Here is a 21,483-nt window from a genome sequence, read left to right on the forward strand (position 1 = left end):
GGCGTACGGGAGGCCGGGCGCCTCGCGCATATGCGTGTACGCCCCCGCACCGTGACCCAACTCCCCGTGGCGCGTTGGTCAAGAGAGATTGACCGAATCGGGTCGCCGTTCCCCGGGCGGCCCGCCCCTTTCATCGCCGGTTCGAGAGGCTTATCCATGGCCGACCACGCAACCCACGACGCCCAGGCCCGGGCGAGTCTGCACCTGCTGGTGCGGGACATCGAGCGGGTCCGGCGGCAGGTGGACGCACTGCGCACGCTCACGGCTCAGCTGGGCAATGTCTACCGCCCTCGCCGCTCCGGCCCGTCCACGGGCTTCGTCGTCTACGGCCGGGCGCCCGCCCCGACCGTACGCCTGGCCCAGGAGCTGCGCGACAGCGTGGAGACCCTGGTGACCGCGGCGGTCGACTTCGACCGTTCGCTCGGGTTCTCCTGGGACGCGGTGGGGTCCGCGCTGGGCGTCACCAAGCAGGCCGTCCACCGCCGCTACGGCGCCCGCCGCACGCCGCAGCAGGGCGGTGGCGCGGACCAGGACCGTACGGCGGAGCCGGGCGCGACCCGTACGCTGCCCACCGTGCCGGCGGCGCGGTCCATGCCGCCGCAGCCCACCTCGGGGAGCGCCGCGCTCCGCGAGGAGCCCAGGCCGCCGGCCCTGCCCGGCCCGCGGGGCGCCTGATCCCTCGCGGCACCGAGCCGGCCGCCCTCCCCCGGCGGGGACGGGCGGCCGTCGCGCGTCCGGGCCCCGGTCCCGCGGGGCCGGCGGTCAGCCGATGTCCACGGGGTCGACGCGGATCCGCACCGGATCGCCCGCGCCGCGTGCCGAGCGGGCCGCGCGGGCCTGCTTGAGGGCGGCGGCGAGGGCCGCGCCGCTGCCCGGCGGCACCCGCACCAGGGCCCGGTCCCACTGCTCGCCGGGCGGCGGGTCACCGGGGCGCCGCGCGCCGCCGGGGCGGACGACCGGCAGCGGGACGGGGCCGAGCACCTCGGCGTCCGGGGGCAGCTCGGCGGCGGCCAGGAAGCTCGTGACCGCCTCGGGCGGGCCGGCGACCGCCGCCATGCGGGAGACCGGCGGGAAGCCGAGCTCGGCGCGTTCGGCCAGCTCGCGCTGGGCGTGCCCGACCGGGTCCCAGCGGACCAGGGCCTGCACCGGCCGGAGGGTGGGTTCGGCGACCACGACGACCGTGCCGCCGTCGGGCTGGCCCCGCACCAGGGAGGCCGCGTCGATCCAGCGCCGCAGCGCCTCCTCCCCCGCCCGCAGGTCGGGCCGCCCGAGCATGGCCCAGCCGTCGAGGAGGAGGGCGGCCGCGTAGCCGCCCTCGGCGACGGGTTCGGCGCCGGGGGTGGAGACGACGAGCGCGGGCCGGCCCGGCACCCGGTCCAGGACGTGGTCGCGCCCGGAGGTCCGGACGGGCACGGCGGGGAAGGCGCGGCCCAGTTCCTCGGCCGTCCGCCGCGCCCCGACGACGCTGGCCCGCAGCCGGGTGGAGCCGCAGGCCACGCAGGACCAGTCGGGAGCGCCACGGCCGCACCAGCCGCAGCGCAGCTCCTGCTGTTCGGGCGCTTCGAGCGGTCCCGCGCAGTGCCGGCAGCGGGCCGGTGCGCGGCAGCGCTCGCAGGCGAGCCGCGGTACGTAGCCGCGGCGCGGGACCTGCACGAGCACCGGGCCGCTCTTGAGGCCGTCCCGTACGGCCTGCCAGGCGAGCGAGGGCAGGCGTGCGGCGCGGGCCGCCTCGTCGCGGGCGAGTTCGCCGTCGCCGACGGTCCGGACCAGCGGGGCGGCCCGGCGGATCTGCTCGCGGGGGGCGGAGAGCGGCTTCGCCCATCCGGTCTCGACGAGCTGGGCGGCCTCGACGGTGCAGCTGGTGGAGCCGAGGAGGAAGGCACAGCGGTCGTGGGCGGCGCGCAGCAGCAGCACCTCGCGGGCGTGGGGCTGCGGGGCGTGCGGTTCGCTGTGGCTGCCGTCGCCGTCGTCCCAGATGACGGCGAGCCCGAGGTCCCGTACGGGGGCGAACATCGCGGCGCGGGTGCCGACGACGGCGCGGACGGAGCCGCGCCGTACGGCGAGCCAGCGCGCGTACCGCTTCTCGGGTCCGGCCTCGGCGGTGAGCAGGGCGTGCCGGCCCTCTCCGAGGACGGCCGTCAGGGCGGCGTCGACCCGTCCGGCGGCGCGGCCGTCGGGGACGACGACGAGGGCGCCCCGGCCGGAGGCGAGCGTGGCGGCGACGGCGCGGGCGATCTCCTCGGCCCAGTGGGGGCCCGGCAGGGCGTTCCAGACGGCGCGGGGCGCCCCGCCGCGCGCGAGGGACTCCAGGAAGGCGGGCCCGCGTTCGTACCGCGTCCAGGTGCCGGGCCCGGGCGCGGGCGGCGGGGGCAGCGGTGCGGGTGAGGGGCTCGCCTCGGCTTTGGCGCTGCGCGGGGGGACGGCGAGCTGGAGGACGTCGGCGAGGCTGCCGGCGTACCGGTCGGCGACCGCCCGCGCGAGGCCGAGGAGTTCGGGGCCGAGGACCGGCTCGGGCGAGACCACGTCGGCGAGGGCGGCCAGCGGTCCGGCGTAGTCGGAGGAGGCCCTGCGCTCCACGAGGAAGCCGTCGATCAGCCGACCGCCCTCGCGCCGGCCGTTCTTGACCTGGTGTGCCCCGGCCCCGAAGCGGACCCGGACCCGGACGCCCGGCCGGGCGGCGGCGTCGAGTTCCTCGGGGACCGCGTAGTCGAAGAACTGGTCGAGGTGGAGCACGCCCTTGTTGACCACGACCCGGGCGACGGGCAGCTCCTTGGCCAGGGGCGCGCCGCGCCAGGTCCGCGGCTTGGCGCGCGGCACCTTCGCCTTCCGGACGGTCTCCCGAATGAGCGCGAGCTGCTCGGGCCCGTCGGACTTCTCGTTCTCGCTGCTCACAGCCCCATACCTACCAGACGGGTCCGACAGCCGGGCACGCCGAAGCCCGGCACCCCTCGGGGGCGCCGGGCTTCCGGGGCGTGCGGCGGCCGCTTACAGGCCGGCGGCCTGCTTGAGGGCGTCCACGCGGTCGGTGCGCTCCCAGGTGAAGTCCGGCAGCTCACGGCCGAAGTGGCCGTAGGCGGCGGTCCGGGAGTAGATCGGGCGGAGCAGGTCGAGGTCGCGGATGATCGCGGCCGGGCGGAGGTCGAAGACCTCGGCGATGGCGTTCTCGATCTTCTCGGTCTCGACGGTGTTCGTGCCGAAGGTCTCGACGAAGAGGCCGACGGGCTCGGCCTTGCCGATCGCGTAGGCGACCTGGACCTCGCAGCGCGAGGCGAGGCCCGCGGCGACCACGTTCTTGGCGACCCAGCGCATGGCGTAGGCGGCCGAACGGTCGACCTTGGACGGGTCCTTGCCGGAGAAGGCACCGCCGCCGTGGCGGGCCATGCCGCCGTAGGTGTCGATGATGATCTTGCGGCCGGTGAGGCCGGCATCGCCCATCGGGCCGCCGATCTCGAAGCGGCCGGTCGGGTTCACCAGGAGCCGGTAGCCCTCGGTGTCGAGCTTGATGCCGTCCTCGACGAGCTGCCCCAGGACGTGCTCGACGACGAACTCGCGGATGTCCGGCGCGAGCAGCGACTCCAGGTCGATGTCGGAGGCGTGCTGCGAGGAGACGACCACGGTGTCCAGGCGGACGGCCTTGTCACCGTCGTACTCGATGGTGACCTGCGTCTTGCCGTCGGGGCGCAGGTACGGGATGGTGCCGTTCTTGCGGACCTCGGTCAGACGGCGCGAGAGCCGGTGCGCCAGGTGGATGGGCAGCGGCATCAGCTCGGGGGTCTCGTCCGACGCGTAACCGAACATCAGGCCCTGGTCGCCCGCGCCCTGCTTGTCCAGCTCGTCCTCGTCACCTTCCACGCGCTTCTCGTACGCGGTGTCGACACCCTGGGCGATGTCCGGGGACTGCGATCCGATGGACACCGACACGCCGCAGGAGGCGCCGTCGAAGCCCTTCTTGGAGGAGTCGTAACCGATCTCCAGGATCTTGTTCCGGACGAGGGTCGGGATGTCCGCCCACGCCTTGGTGGTCACCTCACCGGCGACGTGCACGAGACCGGTGGTGATCAGCGTCTCGACGGCGACGCGGGAGGTGGGGTCCTCCCGGAGCAGCGCGTCGAGAATGGTGTCGCTGATCTGGTCAGCGATCTTGTCGGGGTGACCCTCGGTGACGGATTCCGAGGTGAACAGACGACGGGACACAACGCTCCCTGGGGTTGCAGCGGCTGCTGGCTATGGGTTGAGCGGACCGGCAGGGGGCTGCGCCCCGCGACGTTCCGCGAACAGTCTATCGGTCGTGACCAGCGAGTGAAGCAGGTGTCTCGCCAGACGAATGGTCGGGGTCGGGCCGGACGGCCCGGGTGGCGGGTGGCCGGGCCGCCTTCCCTGCGGCGTGAATCACCCCCAAGGGGGTGTTTCACGCACCGCCCGGTAGCCGTCCGGCTCCCTCGGTCCGGGACGCAGAAGTGTCAGGTCGCGGGGCGCAGCCGGGGCAGCACCAGGTCCCAGACGGTCTCGGCGAGCGCCTCCTTGGGCCCGTACGGTACGGGGGTCTCGGCGCCGTCCGAGGCGAGGATCACGGCCTCGTTCTCCTCCGAGCCGAAGGTCTTCCGCTCGCCGACCTCGTTGACGACGAGCAGGTCGCAGCCCTTGCGGCGGAGCTTCTCGCGGCCGTGGGCGAGCACGTCGTCGGTCTCCGCGGCGAAGCCGACGACGACCTGGCCGGGCAGGGCGCGGTCGGCGGAGAGCTCGGCGAGGATGTCGGGGTTGCGGACCAGCTCGACGGTCGGCGCCCCGCCGTCGTCCTTCTTCTTGATCTTCCCCGAGGCGTAGGCGGCGGGGCGGAAGTCGGCGACGGCGGCGGCCATGACCACGGCGTCGGCGTCGGCCGCCGCCTTGAGGACGGCCTCGCGGAGCTGGACGGCGGTGCCGACGTGCACGACGTCGACGCCGGCCGGGTCGGGGATGCCGGTGTTGGCCTCGACCAGGGTGACCCGGGCGCCCCGGGCGGCGGCGGCCCTGGCGAGCGCGTAGCCCTGCTTGCCGGAGGAGCGGTTGCCGAGGTAGCGGACGGGGTCGAGGGGCTCGCGGGTGCCGCCGGCGCTGACGACGACATGGCGGCCGGCGAGGTCGGGCGCGGCGGTGCCGCGGGCCAGGATCCGGCGGCAGACCTCGAAGATCTCGGCGGGGTCCGGGAGGCGGCCCTTGCCGGTGTCGACGCCGGTGAGCCGGCCGACGGCGGGCTCGATGACGACGGCGCCGCGGCGGCGCAGGGTGGCCACGTTCTCCTGGGTGGCGGGGTGCTCCCACATCTCGGTGTGCATGGCGGGGGCGAAGACCACCGGACAGCGGGCGGTGAGCAGTGTGTTGGTGAGGAGGTCGTCCGCGAGGCCGTGGGCGGCCTTGGCGAGCATGTCGGCGGTGGCGGGGGCGACGACGACCAGGTCGGCGGCCTGCCCGATGCGGACGTGCGGCACCTCGTGGACGGTCTCCCACACCTCGGTGGAGACCGGGTTGCCGGAGAGGGCGGACCAGGTCGCCTCGCCGACGAAGTGGAGGGCGGCGTCGGTCGGGACGACGCGTACGTCGTGGCCGGACTCGGTCAGCCGCCGCAGCAGTTCGCAGGCCTTGTAGGCGGCGATGCCGCCGCTCACGCCCAGGACGACCCTCGGCTTCGTCACCACTGTCACTCCCCGCGACTCCCCGTGCTCGGATGCGTACGACTCCATGAGACACCACAGGCCCGGCGGACGTGCCGCCGGGCCTGGGATGACGAACGTGACGCGCTTACTGAGCCGGACCCTCGATGGCCTCGGACGTCAGCAGGCCCGCGTTGATCTCGCGCAGGGCGATCGAGAGCGGCTTCTCGTGGACGTGGGTGTCGACGAGGGGGCCCACGTACTCCAGCAGGCCCTCACCGAGCTGCGAGTAGTACGCGTTGATCTGACGCGCGCGCTTGGCCGCGTAGATCACGAGGCTGTACTTCGAGTCCGTGGCCTCGAGCAGCTCGTCGATCGGCGGGTTGATGATGCCCTCGGGCGCGGTGATGGAAGAGGACACGCTCTACCTTCCGAAGATGGATAAAAGATCAGACTACGTGCATCAACGTTAGCAGCTCGCGCGCCACGTCCTCGACGGAGGTGTTGACGAGGGTGGTGTCGAACTCCGCCTCGGCGGCCAGTTCGACCTTGGCTGCGGCCAGTCGGCGCTCGATGACCTCGGGCGACTCGGTGCCGCGGCCGGTCAGCCGGCGGACCAGCTCCTCCCAGCTCGGCGGAGCGAGGAAGACCAGCTGGGAGTCGGTCATGGACTCCTTGACCTGGCGGGCGCCCTGGAGGTCGATCTCCAGGAGGACGGGCTCACCCGCCTCCAGGCGGTCGAGGACCGCACGGCGGGGGGTGCCGTAGCGGTTGCCCGCGAACTCGGCCCATTCGAGGAGCTCACCGTTGGCGACCAGCTTGTCGAACTCGTCGTCCGTGACGAAGAAGTACTGGATGCCGTGCTGCTCGCCCGGGCGGGGCTTCCGTGTCGTGGCCGACACCGAGAGCCAGACCTCGGGGTGGACCTTGCGCATATGAGCGACGACCGTGCTCTTGCCGACCCCGGAGGGGCCGGAGAGCACGGTCAGTCGCGGACGTGCCTCTGCTGCCATGCAGCGATTATTCCAGTGGTTCGCCCCCGCTCGCGCAGCAAGGACGCCCGGTGCCGGAAATGTACCGAAAGGTCAGGCGCCGGTGCTGCCGAACTCGCGCTCCAGGGAGGCGATCTGGTTGGAGCCGAGACCTCGGACACGGCGGCTCTCGGAGATGCCGAGCCGCTCCATGATCTGCTTGGCGCGGACCTTGCCCACGCCCGGCAGGGACTCAAGAAGCGCGGAGACCTTCATCTTGCCGATGACGTCGTTCTCCTGGCCCTGCTTGATGACCTCGTGGAGGGAGGCGCCGGAGTGCTTGAGTCGATTCTTGACCTCGGCCCGCTCCCGGCGAGCCGCGGCGGCCTTTTCGAGCGCGGCTGCGCGCTGTTCAGGGGTAAGGGGCGGAAGAGCCACGCCTACGTCACCTCGGATGTCGAACTGTCGGATACGGACCCGGTGAGGAACCTAGTCGCCCCCACACCAGTGGAGCAACGATCAACGAAGTGCCCGTTGAACGCCCGCTCTGCTCCGGAGACTAGCGGCCGAGGCCGCTCCAGTCAGCGAGAACAGCGGAAAAGTCCTGGTCAGCATCGACTGACCAGGACTTTTCGGGCATAACGAGCGGGTTTTGGGCCATCTTTTCGTCAAGGAGTGAGACGGACCACCCCGGCCCGGCCGATCCGCTCCGACCTGCGCCAATTGCCCCAGGACCCGGATCAGGCGCCGACGGCGGCCCGGATCTCGTCCGCGTACCGCTCGGCGGAGGCGCGCAGCGCGGTGGCGTCGGGACCGTGCCGGAGGACGCCCCGGCTCACGTTCGGGACGACGTTGCGGACGGCCGCGCCGAAGACGGCGGGCAGATCCGCGGGGGTGGCTCCCTGCGCCCCGATGCCGGGGGCGAGGAGGGGGCCGTTGATGTCCAGGTCGAAGGAGGACAGGTCGCCCAGGGTCGCGCCGACGACCGCGCCGAAGGAACCCATCGGGGTTTCCCCCGCGTTCTCCTCGGCCAGGTGGGCGAGCATCGTCGCGCTGATGGTCCGGCCGTCCTCACGGACGGCCCGCTGGACCTCGGCCCCCTCCGGGTTGGAGGTGAGGGCCAGGACGAAGAGGCCGGCGCCGGACTCGCGGGCCAGGTCCACGGCGGGCTTCAGGGAGCCGTAGCCGAGGTACGGGGAGACCGTGAGCGCGTCGGAGAAGAGGGGCGCGTCCTTGCGCAGGAAGGCCTCCGCGTAGGCGGCCATCGTGGAGCCGATGTCCCCGCGCTTGGCGTCCATGACGACCAGGCCGCCCGCTTGCCGCAGGTCCGCGACGGCCCGTTCCAGGACCGCGACGCCCCGCGAGCCGAAGCGCTCGAAGAAGGCGGACTGGGGCTTGAAGACGGCCACGGTGCCGGCCAGGGCCTCCACCACGGTGAAGGTGAAGCGCTCCAGGCCCGCCACGTCGTCCGCGAGGCCCCAGGAGTCCAGCAGGGCGGCGTGCGGGTCGATGCCGACGCAGAGGGGGCCGCGCTCGTCCATGGCGGCGCGCAGGCGGGTGCCGAAGGGGAGGGTCATGCGGTGGCCTTTCGGGTGTCGGCGCCGACGGCCTCGGCGAGGGTGGCGTACGGGGAGGCGGCGAGGCGCGCGGCGAGGCCCTTGTGGATCGCGCGGGCGTAGAAGGGGCCCTCGTAGATGAAGGCGCTGTAGCCCTGGATCAGGGTGGCGCCGGCGAGGATGCGCTGCCAGGCGTCCTCGGCGTTCTCGATGCCGCCGACGCCGACGAGGACCATCCGGTCACCCACGCGGGCGTACAGGCGGCGCAGGACCTCCAGGGAGCGGGCCTTCACCGGGGCGCCGGAGAGGCCGCCGGTCTCCTGGACGAGGGCCGGGTCCGACCGCAGGCCGAGGCCCTCGCGGGCGATGGTGGTGTTGGTGGCGATGATGCCGTCGAGGCCGAGTTCGAGGGCCAGGTCGGCGACGGCGTCGACGTCCTCGTCGGCGAGGTCGGGGGCGATCTTGACCAGGAGCGGGACCCGGCGGCCGGTCACCGTGCGGTCGGCCGCCTCGCGCACCGCGGTCAGCAGCGGGCGCAGGGACTCGGTGGCCTGCAGGTTGCGCAGTCCGGGGGTGTTCGGGGAGGAGACGTTGACGACGAGGTAGTCGGCGTGGCGGGCGAGCCGCTCGGCGGACTTCACGTAGTCGGCGGTGGCCTCCGCCTCGGGGACGACCTTGGTCTTGCCGATGTTCACGCCGACGACGGTCCGCAGGACGGGCCGGCGGGTGGCGAGGCGGGCGGCGACGGCGGCCGAGCCGTCGTTGTTGAAGCCCATGCGGTTGATCAGGGCGCGGTCCTGGACCAGCCGGAAGAGGCGCTTCTTGGGGTTGCCGGGCTGGGGCTCGCCGGTTACCGTGCCGATCTCGACGTGGTCGAAGCCGAGCATGGCCATGCCGTCGATCGCGACGGCGTTCTTGTCGAAGCCGGCGGCGAGGCCGAAGGGGCCGTGCATCCGCAGGCCGAGGGCCTCGGTGCGCAGCTCCTTGTACCGGGGGGCGAACACGGCGGCGGCGAAGGTGCGCAGCACCGGGACGCGGACGGCGAGGCGGATCCAGCGGAAGGCCAGGTAATGGGCCTTCTCCGGGTCCATGCGCTGGAAGACGAGCTGGAAGAAGAGCTTGTACATGAAGGGTGTCCTCACGAAGAGGGGGACACCGTTTCCGGTGTCCCCCTCACTGGGCTGCTAGTCGCGGGCCGCGGTCAGGTGTTCCGCGTGTTCCTGGAGCGAGCGGACGCCCACGTCACCGTGGTTGAGGGCGTCGATGCCCTGGACGGCCGCGGCGAGTGCCTGGACCGTGGTGAGGCACGGGACGCCGCGCGAGACCGCCGCCGTACGGATCTCGTAGCCGTCGAGGCGGCCGCCGGTGCCGTACGGGGTGTTGACGATCAGGTCGACCTGGCCGTCGTGGATGAGCTGGACGATGGTCTTCTCGCCGCCCGGGCCCTCGCCCTCGCTGAGCTTGCGCACGACGGTGGCGTTGATGCCGTTGCGCTTGAGGACCTCGGCGGTGCCGGAGGTGGCGAGCAGCTCGAAGCCGTGGGCGACGAGCTCACGCGCCGGGAAGATCATCGAGCGCTTGTCGCGGTTGGCGACGGAGATGAACGCGCGGCCCTTGGTGGGCAGCGGGCCGTAGGCGCCGGCCTGCGACTTGGCGTAGGCCGTGCCGAAGACCGCGTCGATGCCCATGACCTCGCCGGTGGAGCGCATCTCCGGGCCGAGGACGGTGTCCACGCCGCGGCCGTGCACGTCGCGGAAGCGCGACCACGGCATCACGGCCTCCTTGACGGAGATCGGCGCGTCGAGCGGCAGGGTGCCGCCGTCGCCGTTCTTCGGCAGCAGGCCCTCGGCGCGCAGCTCGGCGATGGTGGCGCCGAGCGAGATGCGGGCGGCGGCCTTCGCGAGCGGGACGGCGGTCGCCTTCGAGGTGAAGGGGACGGTCCGGGAGGCGCGCGGGTTGGCCTCCAGGACGTACAGGATGTCGCCGGCCATGGCGAACTGGATGTTGATCAGGCCGCGCACGCCGACGCCCTTGGCGATGGCCTCGGTGGAGGCGCGCAGGCGCTTGATGTCGTGGCCGCCGAGGGTGATCGGGGGCAGGGCGCAGGCCGAGTCGCCGGAGTGGATGCCGGCCTCCTCGATGTGCTCCATGACGCCGCCGAGGTAGAGCTCCTCGCCGTCGTAGAGCGCGTCGACGTCGATCTCGATGGCGTCGTCGAGGAAGCGGTCGACCAGGACCGGCCGGGTGGGGCTGATCTCGGTGGACTCGGCGATGTACGACTCCAGGCGGGCCTCGTCGTACACGATCTCCATGCCGCGGCCGCCGAGCACGTACGAGGGGCGTACGAGCACCGGGTAGCCGATCTCGTCGGCGATGGCCTTGGCGCCGGTGAAGGTGGTCGCGGTGCCGTGCTTGGGGGCGGGCAGGCCGGCCTCGGCGAGGACCCGGCCGAAGGCGCCGCGGTCCTCGGCGGCGTGGATGGCCTCCGGGGAGGTGCCGACGACGGGGACGCCGTTGTCCTTGAGGGCCTGGGAGAGGCCGAGCGGGGTCTGGCCGCCGAGCTGGACGACGACGCCGGCGATCGGGCCCGCGAGGGACTCGGCGTGGACGATCTCCAGGACGTCCTCCAGGGTGAGCGGCTCGAAGTAGAGCCGGTCGGAGGTGTCGTAGTCGGTGGAGACGGTCTCCGGGTTGCAGTTGACCATCACGGTCTCGTAGCCGGCGTCGCTCAGGGCGAAGGAGGCGTGGACGCAGGAGTAGTCGAACTCGATGCCCTGGCCGATGCGGTTCGGGCCGGAGCCGAGGATGATCACGGCCGGCTTCTCGCGCGGCGCGACCTCGCTCTCCTCGTCGTAGGACGAGTAGAAGTACGGGGTCTTCGCGGCGAACTCGGCGGCGCAGGTGTCGACCGTCTTGTAGACGGGGCGGACGCCGAGGGCGTGCCGGACCTCGCGGACGACGTCCTCGCGCAGGCCGCGGATCTCCGCGATCTGGGCGTCGGAGAAGCCGTGGCGCTTGGCCTCGGCGAGCAGCTCGGGGTCGAGCTTCTCGGCGGCGGCCAGCTCGTCGGCGATCTCCTTGATGAGGAACAGCTGGTCGACGAACCACGGGTCGATCTTCGTGGCCTCGAAGACCTCCTCGGGGGTGGCGCCGGCGCGGATGGCCTGCATCACGGTGTTGATGCGGCCGTCGGTCGGGCGGACCGCGTCGCGCAGCAGCTGGGCCTTGTCGCCGGGCTCGCCGGTGAAGGCGAACTGGCTGCCCTTCTTCTCCAGGGAGCGCAGGGCCTTCTGGAGCGCCTCGGTGAAGTTGCGGCCGATCGCCATGGCCTCGCCGACCGACTTCATGGTCGTGGTCAGCGTGGAGTCGGCGGAGGGGAACTTCTCGAAGGCGAAGCGGGGGGCCTTGACGACGACGTAGTCGAGGGTGGGCTCGAACGACGCCGGGGTCTTCTCCGTGATGTCGTTCGGGATCTCGTCCAGCGTGTAGCCGACGGCCAGCTTGGCGGCGATCTTGGCGATCGGGAAGCCGGTGGCCTTGGAGGCGAGCGCGGAGGAGCGGGAGACTCGCGGGTTCATCTCGATGACGATGATCCGGCCGTCGGCGGGGTTGACCGCGAACTGGATGTTGCAGCCGCCGGTGTCGACGCCGACCTCGCGGATGATCGCGATGCCGATGTCGCGCAGCCGCTGGTACTCGCGGTCGGTGAGGGTCATCGCCGGGGCGACGGTGATGGAGTCGCCGGTGTGGACGCCCATCGGGTCGAAGTTCTCGATGGAGCAGACGACCACGACGTTGTCGTTCTTGTCGCGCATCAGCTCCAGCTCGTACTCCTTCCAGCCGAGGATGGACTCCTCCAGGAGCACCTCGGTGGTCGGGGAGAGCGTGAGGCCCTGGCCGGCGATGCGGCGCAGCTCCTCCTCGTCGTGGGCGAAGCCGGAGCCGGCGCCGCCCATGGTGAAGGAGGGCCGGACGACGACGGGGTAGCCGCCGAGGGTCTCGACGCCCTTGAGGACGTCGTCCATGGAGTGGCAGATGACCGAGCGGGCGGACTCGCCGTGGCCGATCTTGCCGCGGACGGCCTCCACGACGCCCTTGAACAGGTCGCGGTCCTCGCCCTTGTGGATGGCCTCGACGTTGGCGCCGATGAGCTCGACGCCGTACTTCTCCAGGACGCCCTGCTCGTGCATGGAGATCGCGGTGTTGAGCGCGGTCTGGCCGCCGAGGGTGGGCAGGAGGGCGTCGGGGCGCTCCTTGGCGATGATCTTCTCGACGAACTCGGGGGTGATCGGCTCGACGTAGGTCGCGTCGGCGATCTCCGGGTCGGTCATGATCGTCGCCGGGTTGGAGTTCACCAGGATGACCCGCAGGCCCTCGGCCTTGAGGACGCGGCACGCCTGGGTGCCGGAGTAGTCGAACTCGGCGGCCTGGCCGATGACGATCGGGCCGGAGCCGATGACCAGGACGGACTGGATATCGGTGCGCTTAGGCACGCTCGGCCTCCATCAGGGATACGAAGCGGTCGAAGAGGTACGCGGCGTCGTGCGGGCCGGCGGCCGCCTCGGGGTGGTACTGGACGGAGAAGGCGGGCTGGTCGAGCAGCCGCAGGCCTTCCACGACGTTGTCGTTCAGGCACACGTGGGAGACCTCGGCACGCCCGAAGGGGGTGTCGGAGACCGCGTCGAGGGGCGCGTCGACGGCGAAGCCGTGGTTGTGCGCGGTGACCTCGACCTTGCCGGTGGTGCGGTCCTGGACGGGCTGGTTGATGCCCCGGTGGCCGTACTTCAGCTTGTAGGTGCCGAAGCCGAGGGCGCGGCCGAGGATCTGGTTGCCGAAGCAGATGCCGAAGAGGGGGGTCTTGCGGCGCAGGACCTCCTGCATGACGGCGACGGGGCCGTCGGCGGTCGCCGGGTCGCCCGGGCCGTTGGAGAAGAACACGCCGTCGGGCGCCACGGCGTAGACGTCCTCGGCGGTGGCGGTGGCGGGCAGGACGTGGACCTCGATGCCGCGCTCGGCCATCCGGTGCGGGGTCATGCCCTTGATGCCGAGGTCGACGGCGGCGACGGTGAACTTCTTCTCACCGATCGCGGGGACGACGTACGCCTCCTTGGTGGCGACCTCGGCGGAGAGGTCGGCGCCGGTCATCTGGGGCTGCGCCTGGACCTTGGCGAGCAGTTCGCCGTCGCCGCGGACCGCGTCGCCGGAGAAGATGCCGACGCGCATGGCGCCGCGCTCGCGGAGGTGGCGGGTGAGGGCACGGGTGTCGACGCCGGAGATCCCGACGACGCCCTGGCGCTCCAGCTCCTCGTCGAGGGTGCGGGTGGCGCGCCAGTTGGAGGGGACGCGGGCGGGGTCGCGGACGACGTATCCGGAGACCCAGATGCGGCCGGACTCGGGGTCCTCGTCGTTGACGCCGGTGTTGCCGACGTGCGGGGCGGTCATGACCACGACCTGGCGGTGGTACGACGGGTCGGTGAGGGTCTCCTGGTAGCCGGACATGCCGGTGGAGAACACGGCCTCGCCGAAGGTCTCCCCCACGGCCCCGTAGGCGCGGCCGCGGAAGATGCGGCCGTCCTCCAGGACGAGTACGGCGGGAACCCTGGTTCCCCTGGTGGAGGTCGTCATCGTGCGATGCCTTCCGTCGTGCTTACGGGGTTCATGGAGTTGAGGGCTTCGACCCAGGCGGTGTGCTCGGCCGCCCGGTCGGAGCGGAAGCCGGAGTCGAGCAGCTTCCCGCCGTGCTCCCAGGTGACGATCAGGAGCCCGCCCTCGGCGAGGACCTTGCCGGCGATGCCCTTGTCGAGGCGTGCCTCACGCAGGGCGGCGGCCGGGATGAGGAAGTCGGACGCCCCGGGGCGTACGACCGAGATCCCGGCGCCGGTGAGCGTGAGCTCGGCCCGGCTGCGGGTGCCCAGGCCGTGGGCCACGATCCGGTCGAGCCACTGCCCGGCGGTCGTGGACCCGTGGTAGCGCCCGCTGAGAGTCAGTGTCGCCTCGCCGGGCCGCTCCGGCAGCGCGGGGAGCGGGGGCAGGTCCGACTGGAGACTGCCGCGCCACTTCCATCCCTGGCGCATGAGCCAGTAGACGAAGGCGATGAAGAGCAGCAGTCCGGCGACCCAGCCGAGCCGCGCGGCCCAGTCGGTCACCTCGGCCGACTTCTGTTCGGCGGTCTCCGCAGCCTGTGCGGCGAGGGTGATGAGTGGTGTCACGCCAGCTTCCCGTCCACGAGCGTTGCCCGGCCCCGCAGGAAGGTGTGGGTGACGCGTCCCGGCAGCTCGCGGCCCTCGTAGGGGGTGTTGCGGCTGCGGGAGGCGAAGTCCGCGGGGTCCACGACACCACGGTATGCCGGATCGACCAGGGTCAGGTTCGCGGGCTCACCTGCCGAGACGGGGCGGCCGTGGCCGCGGGCCCGTCCGATGCGGGCGGGGGCGAAGGACATGCGGTCGGCGACGCCGGCCCAGTCGAGGAGGCCGGTCTCGACCATCGTCCGCTGGACGACGGAGAGGGCGGTCTCCAGGCCGACCATGCCCATGGCGGCCGCGGCCCACTCGCAGTCCTTGTCCTCGTGCGGGTGCGGGGCGTGGTCGGTGGCGACGATGTCGATCGTGCCGTCGGCGAGGGCCTCGCGCAGCGCGTGCACGTCACGCTCGGTGCGCAGCGGGGGGTTGACCTTGTAGACCGGGTTGTACGTGCGGACCAGCTCGTCCGTGAGGAGGAGGTGGTGCGGGGTGACCTCGGCGGTGACGTCGATGCCGCGGGACTTGGCCCAGCGGACGATCTCGACGGAGCCGGCGGTGGAGAGGTGGCAGATGTGGACGCGGGAGCCGACGTGCTCGGCGAGGAGGACGTCGCGCGCGATGATCGACTCTTCGGCGACGGCCGGCCAGCCGCCGAGTCCGAGCTCGGCGGAGACGATGCCCTCGTTCATCTGGGCGCCCTCGGTGAGGCGGGGCTCCTGGGCGTGCTGGGCGACGACGCCGCCGAAGGCCTTCACGTACTCCAGGGCGCGGCGCATGATGACCGCGTCGTCGACGCACTTGCCGTCGTCGGAGAAGACGGTGACGCCGGCGGCGGAGTCGTGCATGGCGCCGAGCTCGGCGAGCTTCTTGCCCTCCAGGCCGACGGTGACGGCGCCGATGGGCTGCACGTCGCAGTAGCCGGACTGCCGGCCGAGGCGCCAGACCTGCTCGACGACGCCGGCGGTGTCGGCGACGGGGAAGGTGTTGGCCATGGCGAAGACGGCGGTGTAGCCGCCGGAGGCGGCGGCGCGGGTGCCGGTGAGGACGGTCTCGGAGTCCTCGCGGCCGGGCTCGCGCAGGTGGGTGTGGAGGTCGACCAGGCCGGGCAGCAGGATCCGGCCGGCGGCCTCGATCACCTCGGCGCCCTCGGCGGACAGGCCGGTGCCGACGGCCTCGATGGTCTCGCCGTCGATCAGGACGTCCTGCGGCTCACCGCCCAGGATCTGCGCACCGCGGATCAGGATCTTGCTCATGGTCACTTGCTCTCCTCGGTACGGGCGGGGGTGGTGGGGGCGGGCTCGGAGCCACCGAGCAGCAGGTAGAGGACGGCCATGCGGATGGAGACGCCGTTGGCGACCTGCTCGACGACCGTGCAGCGGTCGGAGTCGGCGACCTCGGCGGTGATCTCCATGCCGCGGACCATGGGGCCGGGGTGCATGACGATTGCGTGCTCGGGCATCTTCGCCATCCGGTCGCCGTCGAGCCCGTAGCGGCGCGAGTACTCGCGCTCGGTGGGGAAGAAGGCGGCGTTCATCCGCTCGCGCTGCACCCGGAGCATCATGACCGCGTCGGACTTCGGCAGCACGCTGTCGAGGTCGTAGCTGATCTCGCAGGGCCAGGTCTCGACGCCGACGGGGACCAGGGTGGGCGGGGCCACCAGGGTGACCTCGGCGCCGAGGGTGTGCAGCAGGTCGACGTTGGAGCGGGCGACGCGGCTGTGCAGGATGTCGCCGACCAGGGTGATGCGCTTGCCGGCGAGGTCCTGGCCGAGGCCGGCGTCGCGGCCGACGAGGCGGCGGCGCATGGTGAAGGCGTCCAGGAGGGCCTGGGTGGGGTGCTGGTGGGTGCCGTCACCCGCGTTGATGACGGGGGCGTCGATCCAGCCGGAGGTGGCGAGCCGGTAGGGGGCGCCGGAGGCGCTGTGCCGGATGACGACGGCGTCGACGCCCATGGCCTCCAGGGTCTGCGCGGTGTCCTTGAGGGACTCGCCCTTCGAGACGCTGGACCCCTTGGCGGCGAAGTTGATCACGTCGGCGGAGAGACGCTTCTCGGCGGCCTCGAAGGAGATCCGGGTCCGCGTGGAGTCCTCGAAGAAGAGGTTGCAGATCGTCCGGCCGCGCAGGGTCGGCAGTTTCTTGATCGGCCGGTCGCCCACCCGGGCCATCTCCTCGGCGGTGTCGAGGATGAGGACGGCGTCGTCGCGGGTGAGGTCGGCGGCCGAGATGAGGTGACGCATCATCGGGGGTGTCTCTCCGGTGTCGGGAGGTATGAGGGCATGCCGGGGCGCGGGGACGGGCCCCGGCCCCGTGGGGAAGCCGGTCCGGTTCAGGAGGCGGGCTGCGAACCGAGCAGCACGGTGTCGCGACCGTCCTCCTCGGAGAGCTGTACCTTGACCGTCTCCCGCAGCGACGTGGGGAGGTTCTTGCCGACGTAGTCGGCGCGGATCGGGAGTTCGCGGTGGCCGCGGTCGACGAGCACGGCGAGCTGGACGGCGCGCGGGCGGCCGATGTCACCGAGGGCGTCGAGCGCGGCGCGGATGGTGCGCCCGGAGAAGAGGACGTCGTCGACGAGGACGACGAGGCGGCCGTCGATGCCCTCGCCCGGGATCTCGGTGCGGCCGAGGGCGCGGGCGGGCTTCATCCGCAGGTCGTCCCGGTACATGGTGATGTCCAGGGAGCCGACCGGGATCTTGGTGCCGGTGATCGATTCGAGCTTGTCGGCGAGCCGCCGGGCGAGGAAGACGCCGCGGGTGGGAATGCCGAGGAGGACCACGTCGTCGGCGCCCTTGGCGCGCTCGACGATCTCGTGGGCGATGCGGGTCAGAACCCGCGCGATGTCGGGGGCCTCGAGAACGGGCCGTGCCGCACCGGTCTGCTGCTGTGCGTCCATGTGAAACGGACCTCCTTCTCCGCCTCACGGGACGGACCTTAAAGGACGTCGGAATTGCGCCGTCCACTCTACCAGGGGCGAACGGTCCCCCCGCCCACACCCCCTGCGCCACACCGGGCGCCGTCGCTCGCAGGGGGGCGGTACGGACCATTCGGCTTGACGGGAAAGAGTAACGCTGCGTAACCTCACAGTGAGTTACCAGCCGCGCGGCGCAGCCGCATGTCGTCACAGCGTCCGGGAGCGTTATGTCCAGCGAATACGCAAAGCAGCTCGGGGCCAAACTCCGCGCCATCCGCACCCAGCAGGGTCTTTCGCTCCACGGGGTGGAGGAGAAGTCCCAGGGCCGCTGGAAGGCCGTGGTGGTCGGCTCCTACGAGCGTGGCGACCGCGCGGTGACCGTGCAGCGTCTGGCGGAGCTGGCGGACTTCTACGGGGTTCCGGTGCAGGAGCTGCTGCCGGGCACGACCCCCGGCGGTGCCGCCGAGCCCCCGCCGAAGCTGGTCCTGGACCTGGAGCGGCTCGCGCACGTCCCCGCGGAGAAGGCCGGCCCGCTCCAGCGTTACGCGGCGACGATCCAGTCGCAGCGCGGCGACTACAACGGCAAGGTGCTGTCGATCCGCCAGGACGACCTGCGCACCCTGGCCGTCATCTACGACCAGTCCCCCTCGGTCCTCACCGACCAGCTGATCAGCTGGGGCGTGCTGGACGCGGACGCGCGCCGCGCGGTCGCCCACGAGGACAACTGACCGCGGCGAGGCCGCGGCCGTCCAGCAGAAACGTGCCGCCGGGCCCGTGGACGTCGACCGACGTCCACGGGCCCGGCGCTTTTCGTCCGCGCGTTCCCGCCGTCTCACCCCGACGGTGGTACGCGAAGGGGCCCGCAGCACAGGATGCTGCGGGCCCCTTCGCGTGGCGTGACGGCGGACGGAGTCCCGGGGGGTCCCTAGGCCTCGTCCCGGCGCAGGCGCGGCTTCAGGTCCTTGAAACGCGCGAGGAGACCGTTGACGAAGGTCGGCGACTCGTCCGTGGAGAACTCCTTGGCGAGCTGCACCGCCTCGTCGATCGCGACCGCGTCCGGCGTGCCGTCCTCCCAGAGGAGCTCGTACGCGCCGAGGCGCACGATGTTCCGGTCGGCGACCGGCATCCGGTCGAGGTCCCAGTCCACCGCGTAGGTCGCGATCAGGTCGTCGATCCGGTCGATGTGCTGGGCATAGCCCTCGACCAGCTGCATGGTGAAGTCGTTCACCGGCGGCTGGCGGTCGTCGGCCCGGTGGTGCCGGACCTGGTCCGCGAGGACCTCGTGCACGGAGGCGCCGCGCTGGTCGGCCTCGAACAGGATCTGGAAGGCCCGCCTGCGGGCCTTGCTCCGGGCGGCCACGGTTAGCTGTTCACCCGGCCGAGGTAGTCGCTGGTGCGGGTGTCGACCTTGATCTTCTCACCGGTGGTGATGAAGAGGGGCACCTGGATCTGGTGACCGGTCTCCAGGGTGGCGGGCTTGGTGCCACCGGTGGAGCGGTCGCCCTGGACGCCCGGCTCGGTCTCGGCGACGGTCAGCTCGACCGCGGCCGGCAGCTCGACGTAGAGCACCTCGCCCTCGTGCTGCGCGACCTGGGCGGTGAAGCCCTCGATGAGGAAGTTGGCGGCGTCGCCGACGGCCTTGCGGTCGACCATCAGCTGGTCGTAGGTCTCCATGTCCATGAAGACGAAGTACTCGCCGTCCATGTAGGAGAACTGCATCTCGCGGCGGTCGATGGTGGCCGTGTCGACCTTCACGCCCGCGTTGAAGGTCTTGTCGACGACCTTGCCGGACAGCACGTTCTTGAGCTTGGTGCGCACGAAGGCCGGGCCCTTGCCGGGCTTGACGTGCTGGAACTCGACGACGGACCAGAGCTGGCCGCCTTCGAGCTTGAGCACCATGCCGTTCTTGAGGTCGTTCGTGGAAGCCACGGTTGCGGAATCTCCTGGACTGACGTGGACCCCGGAGGCGTACGCGCCCTAGAGCGCGAGCAGCTCCTTGGTCGTGATGGTGAGTAGCTCGGGTCCGCCGTCCGCCTCCTGGCGCACGACGAGCGTGTCATCGATCCGGACTCCGCCCCGGCCCGGGAGGTGGACCCCCGGTTCGACGGTGACCGGCACACAAGCGTCCAGTTTACCCATGGCCGACGGGGACAATTGCGGGTCCTCGTCGATTTCGAGCCCCACACCGTGCCCGGTGAGGGGAACGGCGGTCTCGGCGTGGCCCGCCGCGTCCAGGATCTGCCGGGCGGCACGGTCCACGTCACGGTATCCGGCGCCGGGGGCGAGGGACTCCCGGCCCGCCCGCTGAGCGGCGAAGACGAGCTCGTACAGCTCGATCTGCCAGTCCGCGGGGGTGGTCCCGATGACGAAGGTGCGGCCGATCTCGCAGCGGTAGCCGCGGTAGTCGGCGCCGAGGCAGACGGAGAGGAAGTCGCCCTCCTCGACGCGCCGGTCGGTGGGCCGGTGGCCCCGGCGGCCGGAGTGCGGGCCCGTGGCGACGGAGGTGGGGAAGGCGACCCCGTCGGCGCCGTGGTCGACGAGCCGCCGCTCCAGCTCCAGGGCGAGATGGCGCTCGGTCCTGCCGACCAGGATCGATTCGAGGAGTTCGCCGAGGGCCTGGTCGGCGATCTCGGCGGCGATCCTGAGGCAGGCGATCTCGTCCTCGTCCTTGACGACCCTGAGCTGTTCGACCGCGCAGGCGAGGTCGGTCAGCGGCAGCCCCGGGGTGACGTAGCCCATCGCCCGGTGGCGGGCGACGGTGAGGTCGTGCTCCTCGACGGCGAGCGCGTCGGCACCGGACCGCCGGGCGAGGTCCACGGCGAGGACCGCCGGGTCGCCGCCGCCGGTGGGGAGGATCTGCTGGCGCAGGAGTTCGTCGAGGCGCCCGTCGGCCGGTTCCGCGCCGGGCGCGGTGGGGCGCAGCAGGACGTCCGTGCCGGGCTCGGGCCCGACGAGGAGCACGGCTCCGGGGGGTGCGGCGCCCGCGAGATAGCGGACGTTGGCGGGGCGGGAGACCAGGGCCGCCGGGCTGCCCGCGGCCGCGCTCCGGTCGCGCAGCCGTACACGGCGGTCCGCATACACCTCTGACATGTTTTCGAGCCTACGAGCCCCGGCGCGCTCCGGCCTGTTCAGCGCGGCCGACCGGGGCGGGACGGGGGGCCGCCCCGGGCGCGGGCCCGGGGCGGACGCCGATCACCAGGCGGGCGGGCTCGCTATCGCGCGGGCGAGGACCTCGTCGAGGACGCGGGCCGTGGTCTCCACGTCGTACGTGGAGTTGTCGATGATCGGCAGGCCCGAGCCGTACCAGCCGGCCATCCGGCCGTGGATGGCGGCGACCTCCTCGTCCGAGAGGCGCCGGTTGCCGCTGCGCTCGGCGTTGCGCTCCAGGACGATCTCCAGGCCGGGCAGCAGGACCACGGGCAGCAGGCCGGGCCCGACGTGCCGCTTCCAGCCGCCGAGGCCGACGACGGGGCGGTCGGGGAAGACGGCGTCGTCGAGGATGCAGGAGATGCCGTTGGCGAGGAAGTTCCGGGCGGCGAAACCGCAGGTGCGGCGGGCGAGCCGGTACTGCGCCTCGGAGTTCTCGTTCCACCCGGACTGCGGGTCGGCGAATCCGGAGCAGACCCATTCGCGGACGTCGTCCAGGCTGATGTGCGCGGTCGGCACCCGCCGCCGCTGGGCCCAGTGGCGGGCCACCGTCGTCTTGCCCGCGCCCGCCGGGCCGATCAGCAGGACGGCGAGGGTCGCGGTGCCCGTGCCGGCCGCGTGCTCGGCGGCCGGCGCGAGGGGCGCGACGGGCGGCAGCGGGACGTGACCGGTGGGTTCGGCGCGGTGCGGCGGCGCGGAGGGAGGCGCGGCCGGGTGCTGCGGTACGGCTCCGGGGGCGCCCCAGGCCGGTGCGCCCGGAGGCGCCGGCGGTGCGGCGGGGTGGGGCGCCCCGGGGGCGCCGGCCTGGACGGCGCGGTGCACGCCGAGGCGGGAGCCGGGCCGCGCGGGCGCGGAAGGAGGGGGCGGCGGGACGGGAGGTCGGCCGTCCTGGGACCCGCCGGGTCCGTTCACGGGGTCGGGTGCCCGGCCCGACCGCTCCGGCGGTGGCAGCGGGCCCCCCACTGCGTGCTGCATCCGGTGGCACTCCGTCCCGTACGACTGCTGTTTCCGGTGTCCCGGCGTGTGCGGGGAC

General features: G+C 72.5%; 20 protein-coding genes. 2 read left to right on the forward strand and 18 right to left on the reverse strand.

Annotated elements, in window-relative coordinates:
• Positions 1-156 precede the first annotated feature (156 nt).
• Positions 157-675 carry a hypothetical protein gene (locus tag ABTY40_RS21595; protein ID WP_352061031.1) on the forward strand — a complete coding sequence of 173 codons (519 nt, stop codon included), beginning with the start codon at positions 157-159 and terminating at the stop codon, positions 673-675.
• Between the two features lie 87 nt (positions 676-762).
• On the opposite strand, the gene ABTY40_RS21600 is transcribed toward ABTY40_RS21595, so the two are convergent.
• The 14 genes from ABTY40_RS21600 to pyrR form a co-directional block, all read right to left on the reverse strand.
• Entirely contained in the window at positions 763-2,892 is a 2,130-nt protein-coding gene (locus tag ABTY40_RS21600; protein WP_352061032.1) for a primosomal protein N', read from the reverse strand.
• A 93-nt stretch (positions 2,893-2,985) separates the two neighbouring features.
• Entirely contained in the window at positions 2,986-4,194 is a 1,209-nt protein-coding gene (metK, locus tag ABTY40_RS21605) for a methionine adenosyltransferase (RefSeq protein WP_352061033.1), read from the reverse strand.
• Between the two features lie 266 nt (positions 4,195-4,460).
• Entirely contained in the window at positions 4,461-5,720 is a 1,260-nt protein-coding gene (gene coaBC / locus ABTY40_RS21610; protein WP_352061034.1) for a bifunctional phosphopantothenoylcysteine decarboxylase/phosphopantothenate--cysteine ligase CoaBC, read from the reverse strand.
• Between the two features lie 58 nt (positions 5,721-5,778).
• Positions 5,779-6,051, reverse strand: coding sequence for a DNA-directed RNA polymerase subunit omega (gene rpoZ / locus ABTY40_RS21615; RefSeq protein ID WP_005319902.1), 273 nt, complete (start codon positions 6,049-6,051; stop codon positions 5,779-5,781).
• Between the two features lie 28 nt (positions 6,052-6,079).
• Positions 6,080-6,643 carry a guanylate kinase gene (gene gmk / locus ABTY40_RS21620; protein ID WP_352061035.1) on the reverse strand — a complete coding sequence of 188 codons (564 nt, stop codon included), beginning with the start codon at positions 6,641-6,643 and terminating at the stop codon, positions 6,080-6,082.
• Positions 6,644-6,715: 72 nt separating this feature from the next.
• Positions 6,716-7,039, reverse strand: a complete 324-nt coding sequence (locus ABTY40_RS21625) for an integration host factor (protein WP_026246651.1) — start codon at positions 7,037-7,039, stop codon at positions 6,716-6,718.
• A 302-nt stretch (positions 7,040-7,341) separates the two neighbouring features.
• Positions 7,342-8,178, reverse strand: a complete 837-nt coding sequence (gene pyrF / locus ABTY40_RS21630) for an orotidine-5'-phosphate decarboxylase (protein ID WP_352061036.1) — start codon at positions 8,176-8,178, stop codon at positions 7,342-7,344.
• Complete coding sequence (locus tag ABTY40_RS21635; protein WP_352061037.1) at positions 8,175-9,284, reverse strand: quinone-dependent dihydroorotate dehydrogenase; 1,110 nt, start codon at positions 9,282-9,284, stop codon at positions 8,175-8,177. Before ABTY40_RS21635 ends, pyrF begins: the two co-directional genes overlap by 4 nt.
• A gap of 57 nt (positions 9,285-9,341) precedes the next feature.
• Entirely contained in the window at positions 9,342-12,650 is a 3,309-nt protein-coding gene (carB, locus tag ABTY40_RS21640) for a carbamoyl-phosphate synthase large subunit (RefSeq protein ID WP_352061038.1), read from the reverse strand.
• On the reverse strand, positions 12,643-13,782 hold the full coding sequence (gene carA, locus ABTY40_RS21645) for a glutamine-hydrolyzing carbamoyl-phosphate synthase small subunit (protein WP_352061039.1): 1,140 nt from the start codon (positions 13,780-13,782) through the stop codon (positions 12,643-12,645). The genes carB and carA overlap by 8 nt, the downstream gene beginning before the upstream one ends.
• Positions 13,779-14,366 carry a PH-like domain-containing protein gene (locus ABTY40_RS21650; RefSeq protein WP_345282167.1) on the reverse strand — a complete coding sequence of 196 codons (588 nt, stop codon included), beginning with the start codon at positions 14,364-14,366 and terminating at the stop codon, positions 13,779-13,781. The genes carA and ABTY40_RS21650 overlap by 4 nt, the downstream gene beginning before the upstream one ends.
• Positions 14,363-15,649 carry a dihydroorotase gene (locus ABTY40_RS21655; protein WP_352061040.1) on the reverse strand — a complete coding sequence of 429 codons (1,287 nt, stop codon included), beginning with the start codon at positions 15,647-15,649 and terminating at the stop codon, positions 14,363-14,365. Before ABTY40_RS21655 ends, ABTY40_RS21650 begins: the two co-directional genes overlap by 4 nt.
• A 2-nt stretch (positions 15,650-15,651) precedes the next feature.
• Positions 15,652-16,635: an aspartate carbamoyltransferase catalytic subunit gene (locus ABTY40_RS21660; RefSeq protein ID WP_352061041.1), complete on the reverse strand. Its 984-nt coding sequence runs from the start codon at positions 16,633-16,635 to the stop codon at positions 15,652-15,654.
• A gap of 86 nt (positions 16,636-16,721) precedes the next feature.
• On the reverse strand, positions 16,722-17,285 hold the full coding sequence (gene pyrR, locus ABTY40_RS21665; protein ID WP_345282173.1) for a bifunctional pyr operon transcriptional regulator/uracil phosphoribosyltransferase PyrR: 564 nt from the start codon (positions 17,283-17,285) through the stop codon (positions 16,722-16,724).
• A 245-nt stretch (positions 17,286-17,530) separates the two neighbouring features.
• Here pyrR and bldD point away from each other — a divergent pair, with 245 nt between their 5' ends.
• Positions 17,531-18,031, forward strand: coding sequence for a transcriptional regulator BldD (gene bldD, locus ABTY40_RS21670; protein WP_309050665.1), 501 nt, complete (start codon positions 17,531-17,533; stop codon positions 18,029-18,031).
• A 197-nt stretch (positions 18,032-18,228) separates the two neighbouring features.
• Here bldD and nusB read toward each other — a convergent pair whose 3' ends face one another.
• The 4 genes from nusB to ABTY40_RS21690 form a co-directional block, all read right to left on the reverse strand.
• Entirely contained in the window at positions 18,229-18,663 is a 435-nt protein-coding gene (gene nusB, locus ABTY40_RS21675; RefSeq protein ID WP_345282176.1) for a transcription antitermination factor NusB, read from the reverse strand.
• 2 nt (positions 18,664-18,665) lie between these two features.
• Positions 18,666-19,232 carry an elongation factor P gene (gene efp / locus ABTY40_RS21680; RefSeq protein ID WP_345282178.1) on the reverse strand — a complete coding sequence of 189 codons (567 nt, stop codon included), beginning with the start codon at positions 19,230-19,232 and terminating at the stop codon, positions 18,666-18,668.
• A gap of 48 nt (positions 19,233-19,280) precedes the next feature.
• Positions 19,281-20,393: a M24 family metallopeptidase gene (locus ABTY40_RS21685; protein WP_352061042.1), complete on the reverse strand. Its 1,113-nt coding sequence runs from the start codon at positions 20,391-20,393 to the stop codon at positions 19,281-19,283.
• Positions 20,394-20,495: 102 nt separating this feature from the next.
• Positions 20,496-21,425, reverse strand: coding sequence for an AAA family ATPase (locus ABTY40_RS21690; protein WP_352061043.1), 930 nt, complete (start codon positions 21,423-21,425; stop codon positions 20,496-20,498).
• Positions 21,426-21,483 lie beyond the last annotated feature (58 nt).

This window comes from Streptomyces sp. NPDC126503 (assembly GCF_040302405.1).
GTDB classification, from domain to species: Bacteria; Actinomycetota; Actinomycetes; order Streptomycetales; family Streptomycetaceae; genus Streptomyces; species Streptomyces gulbargensis.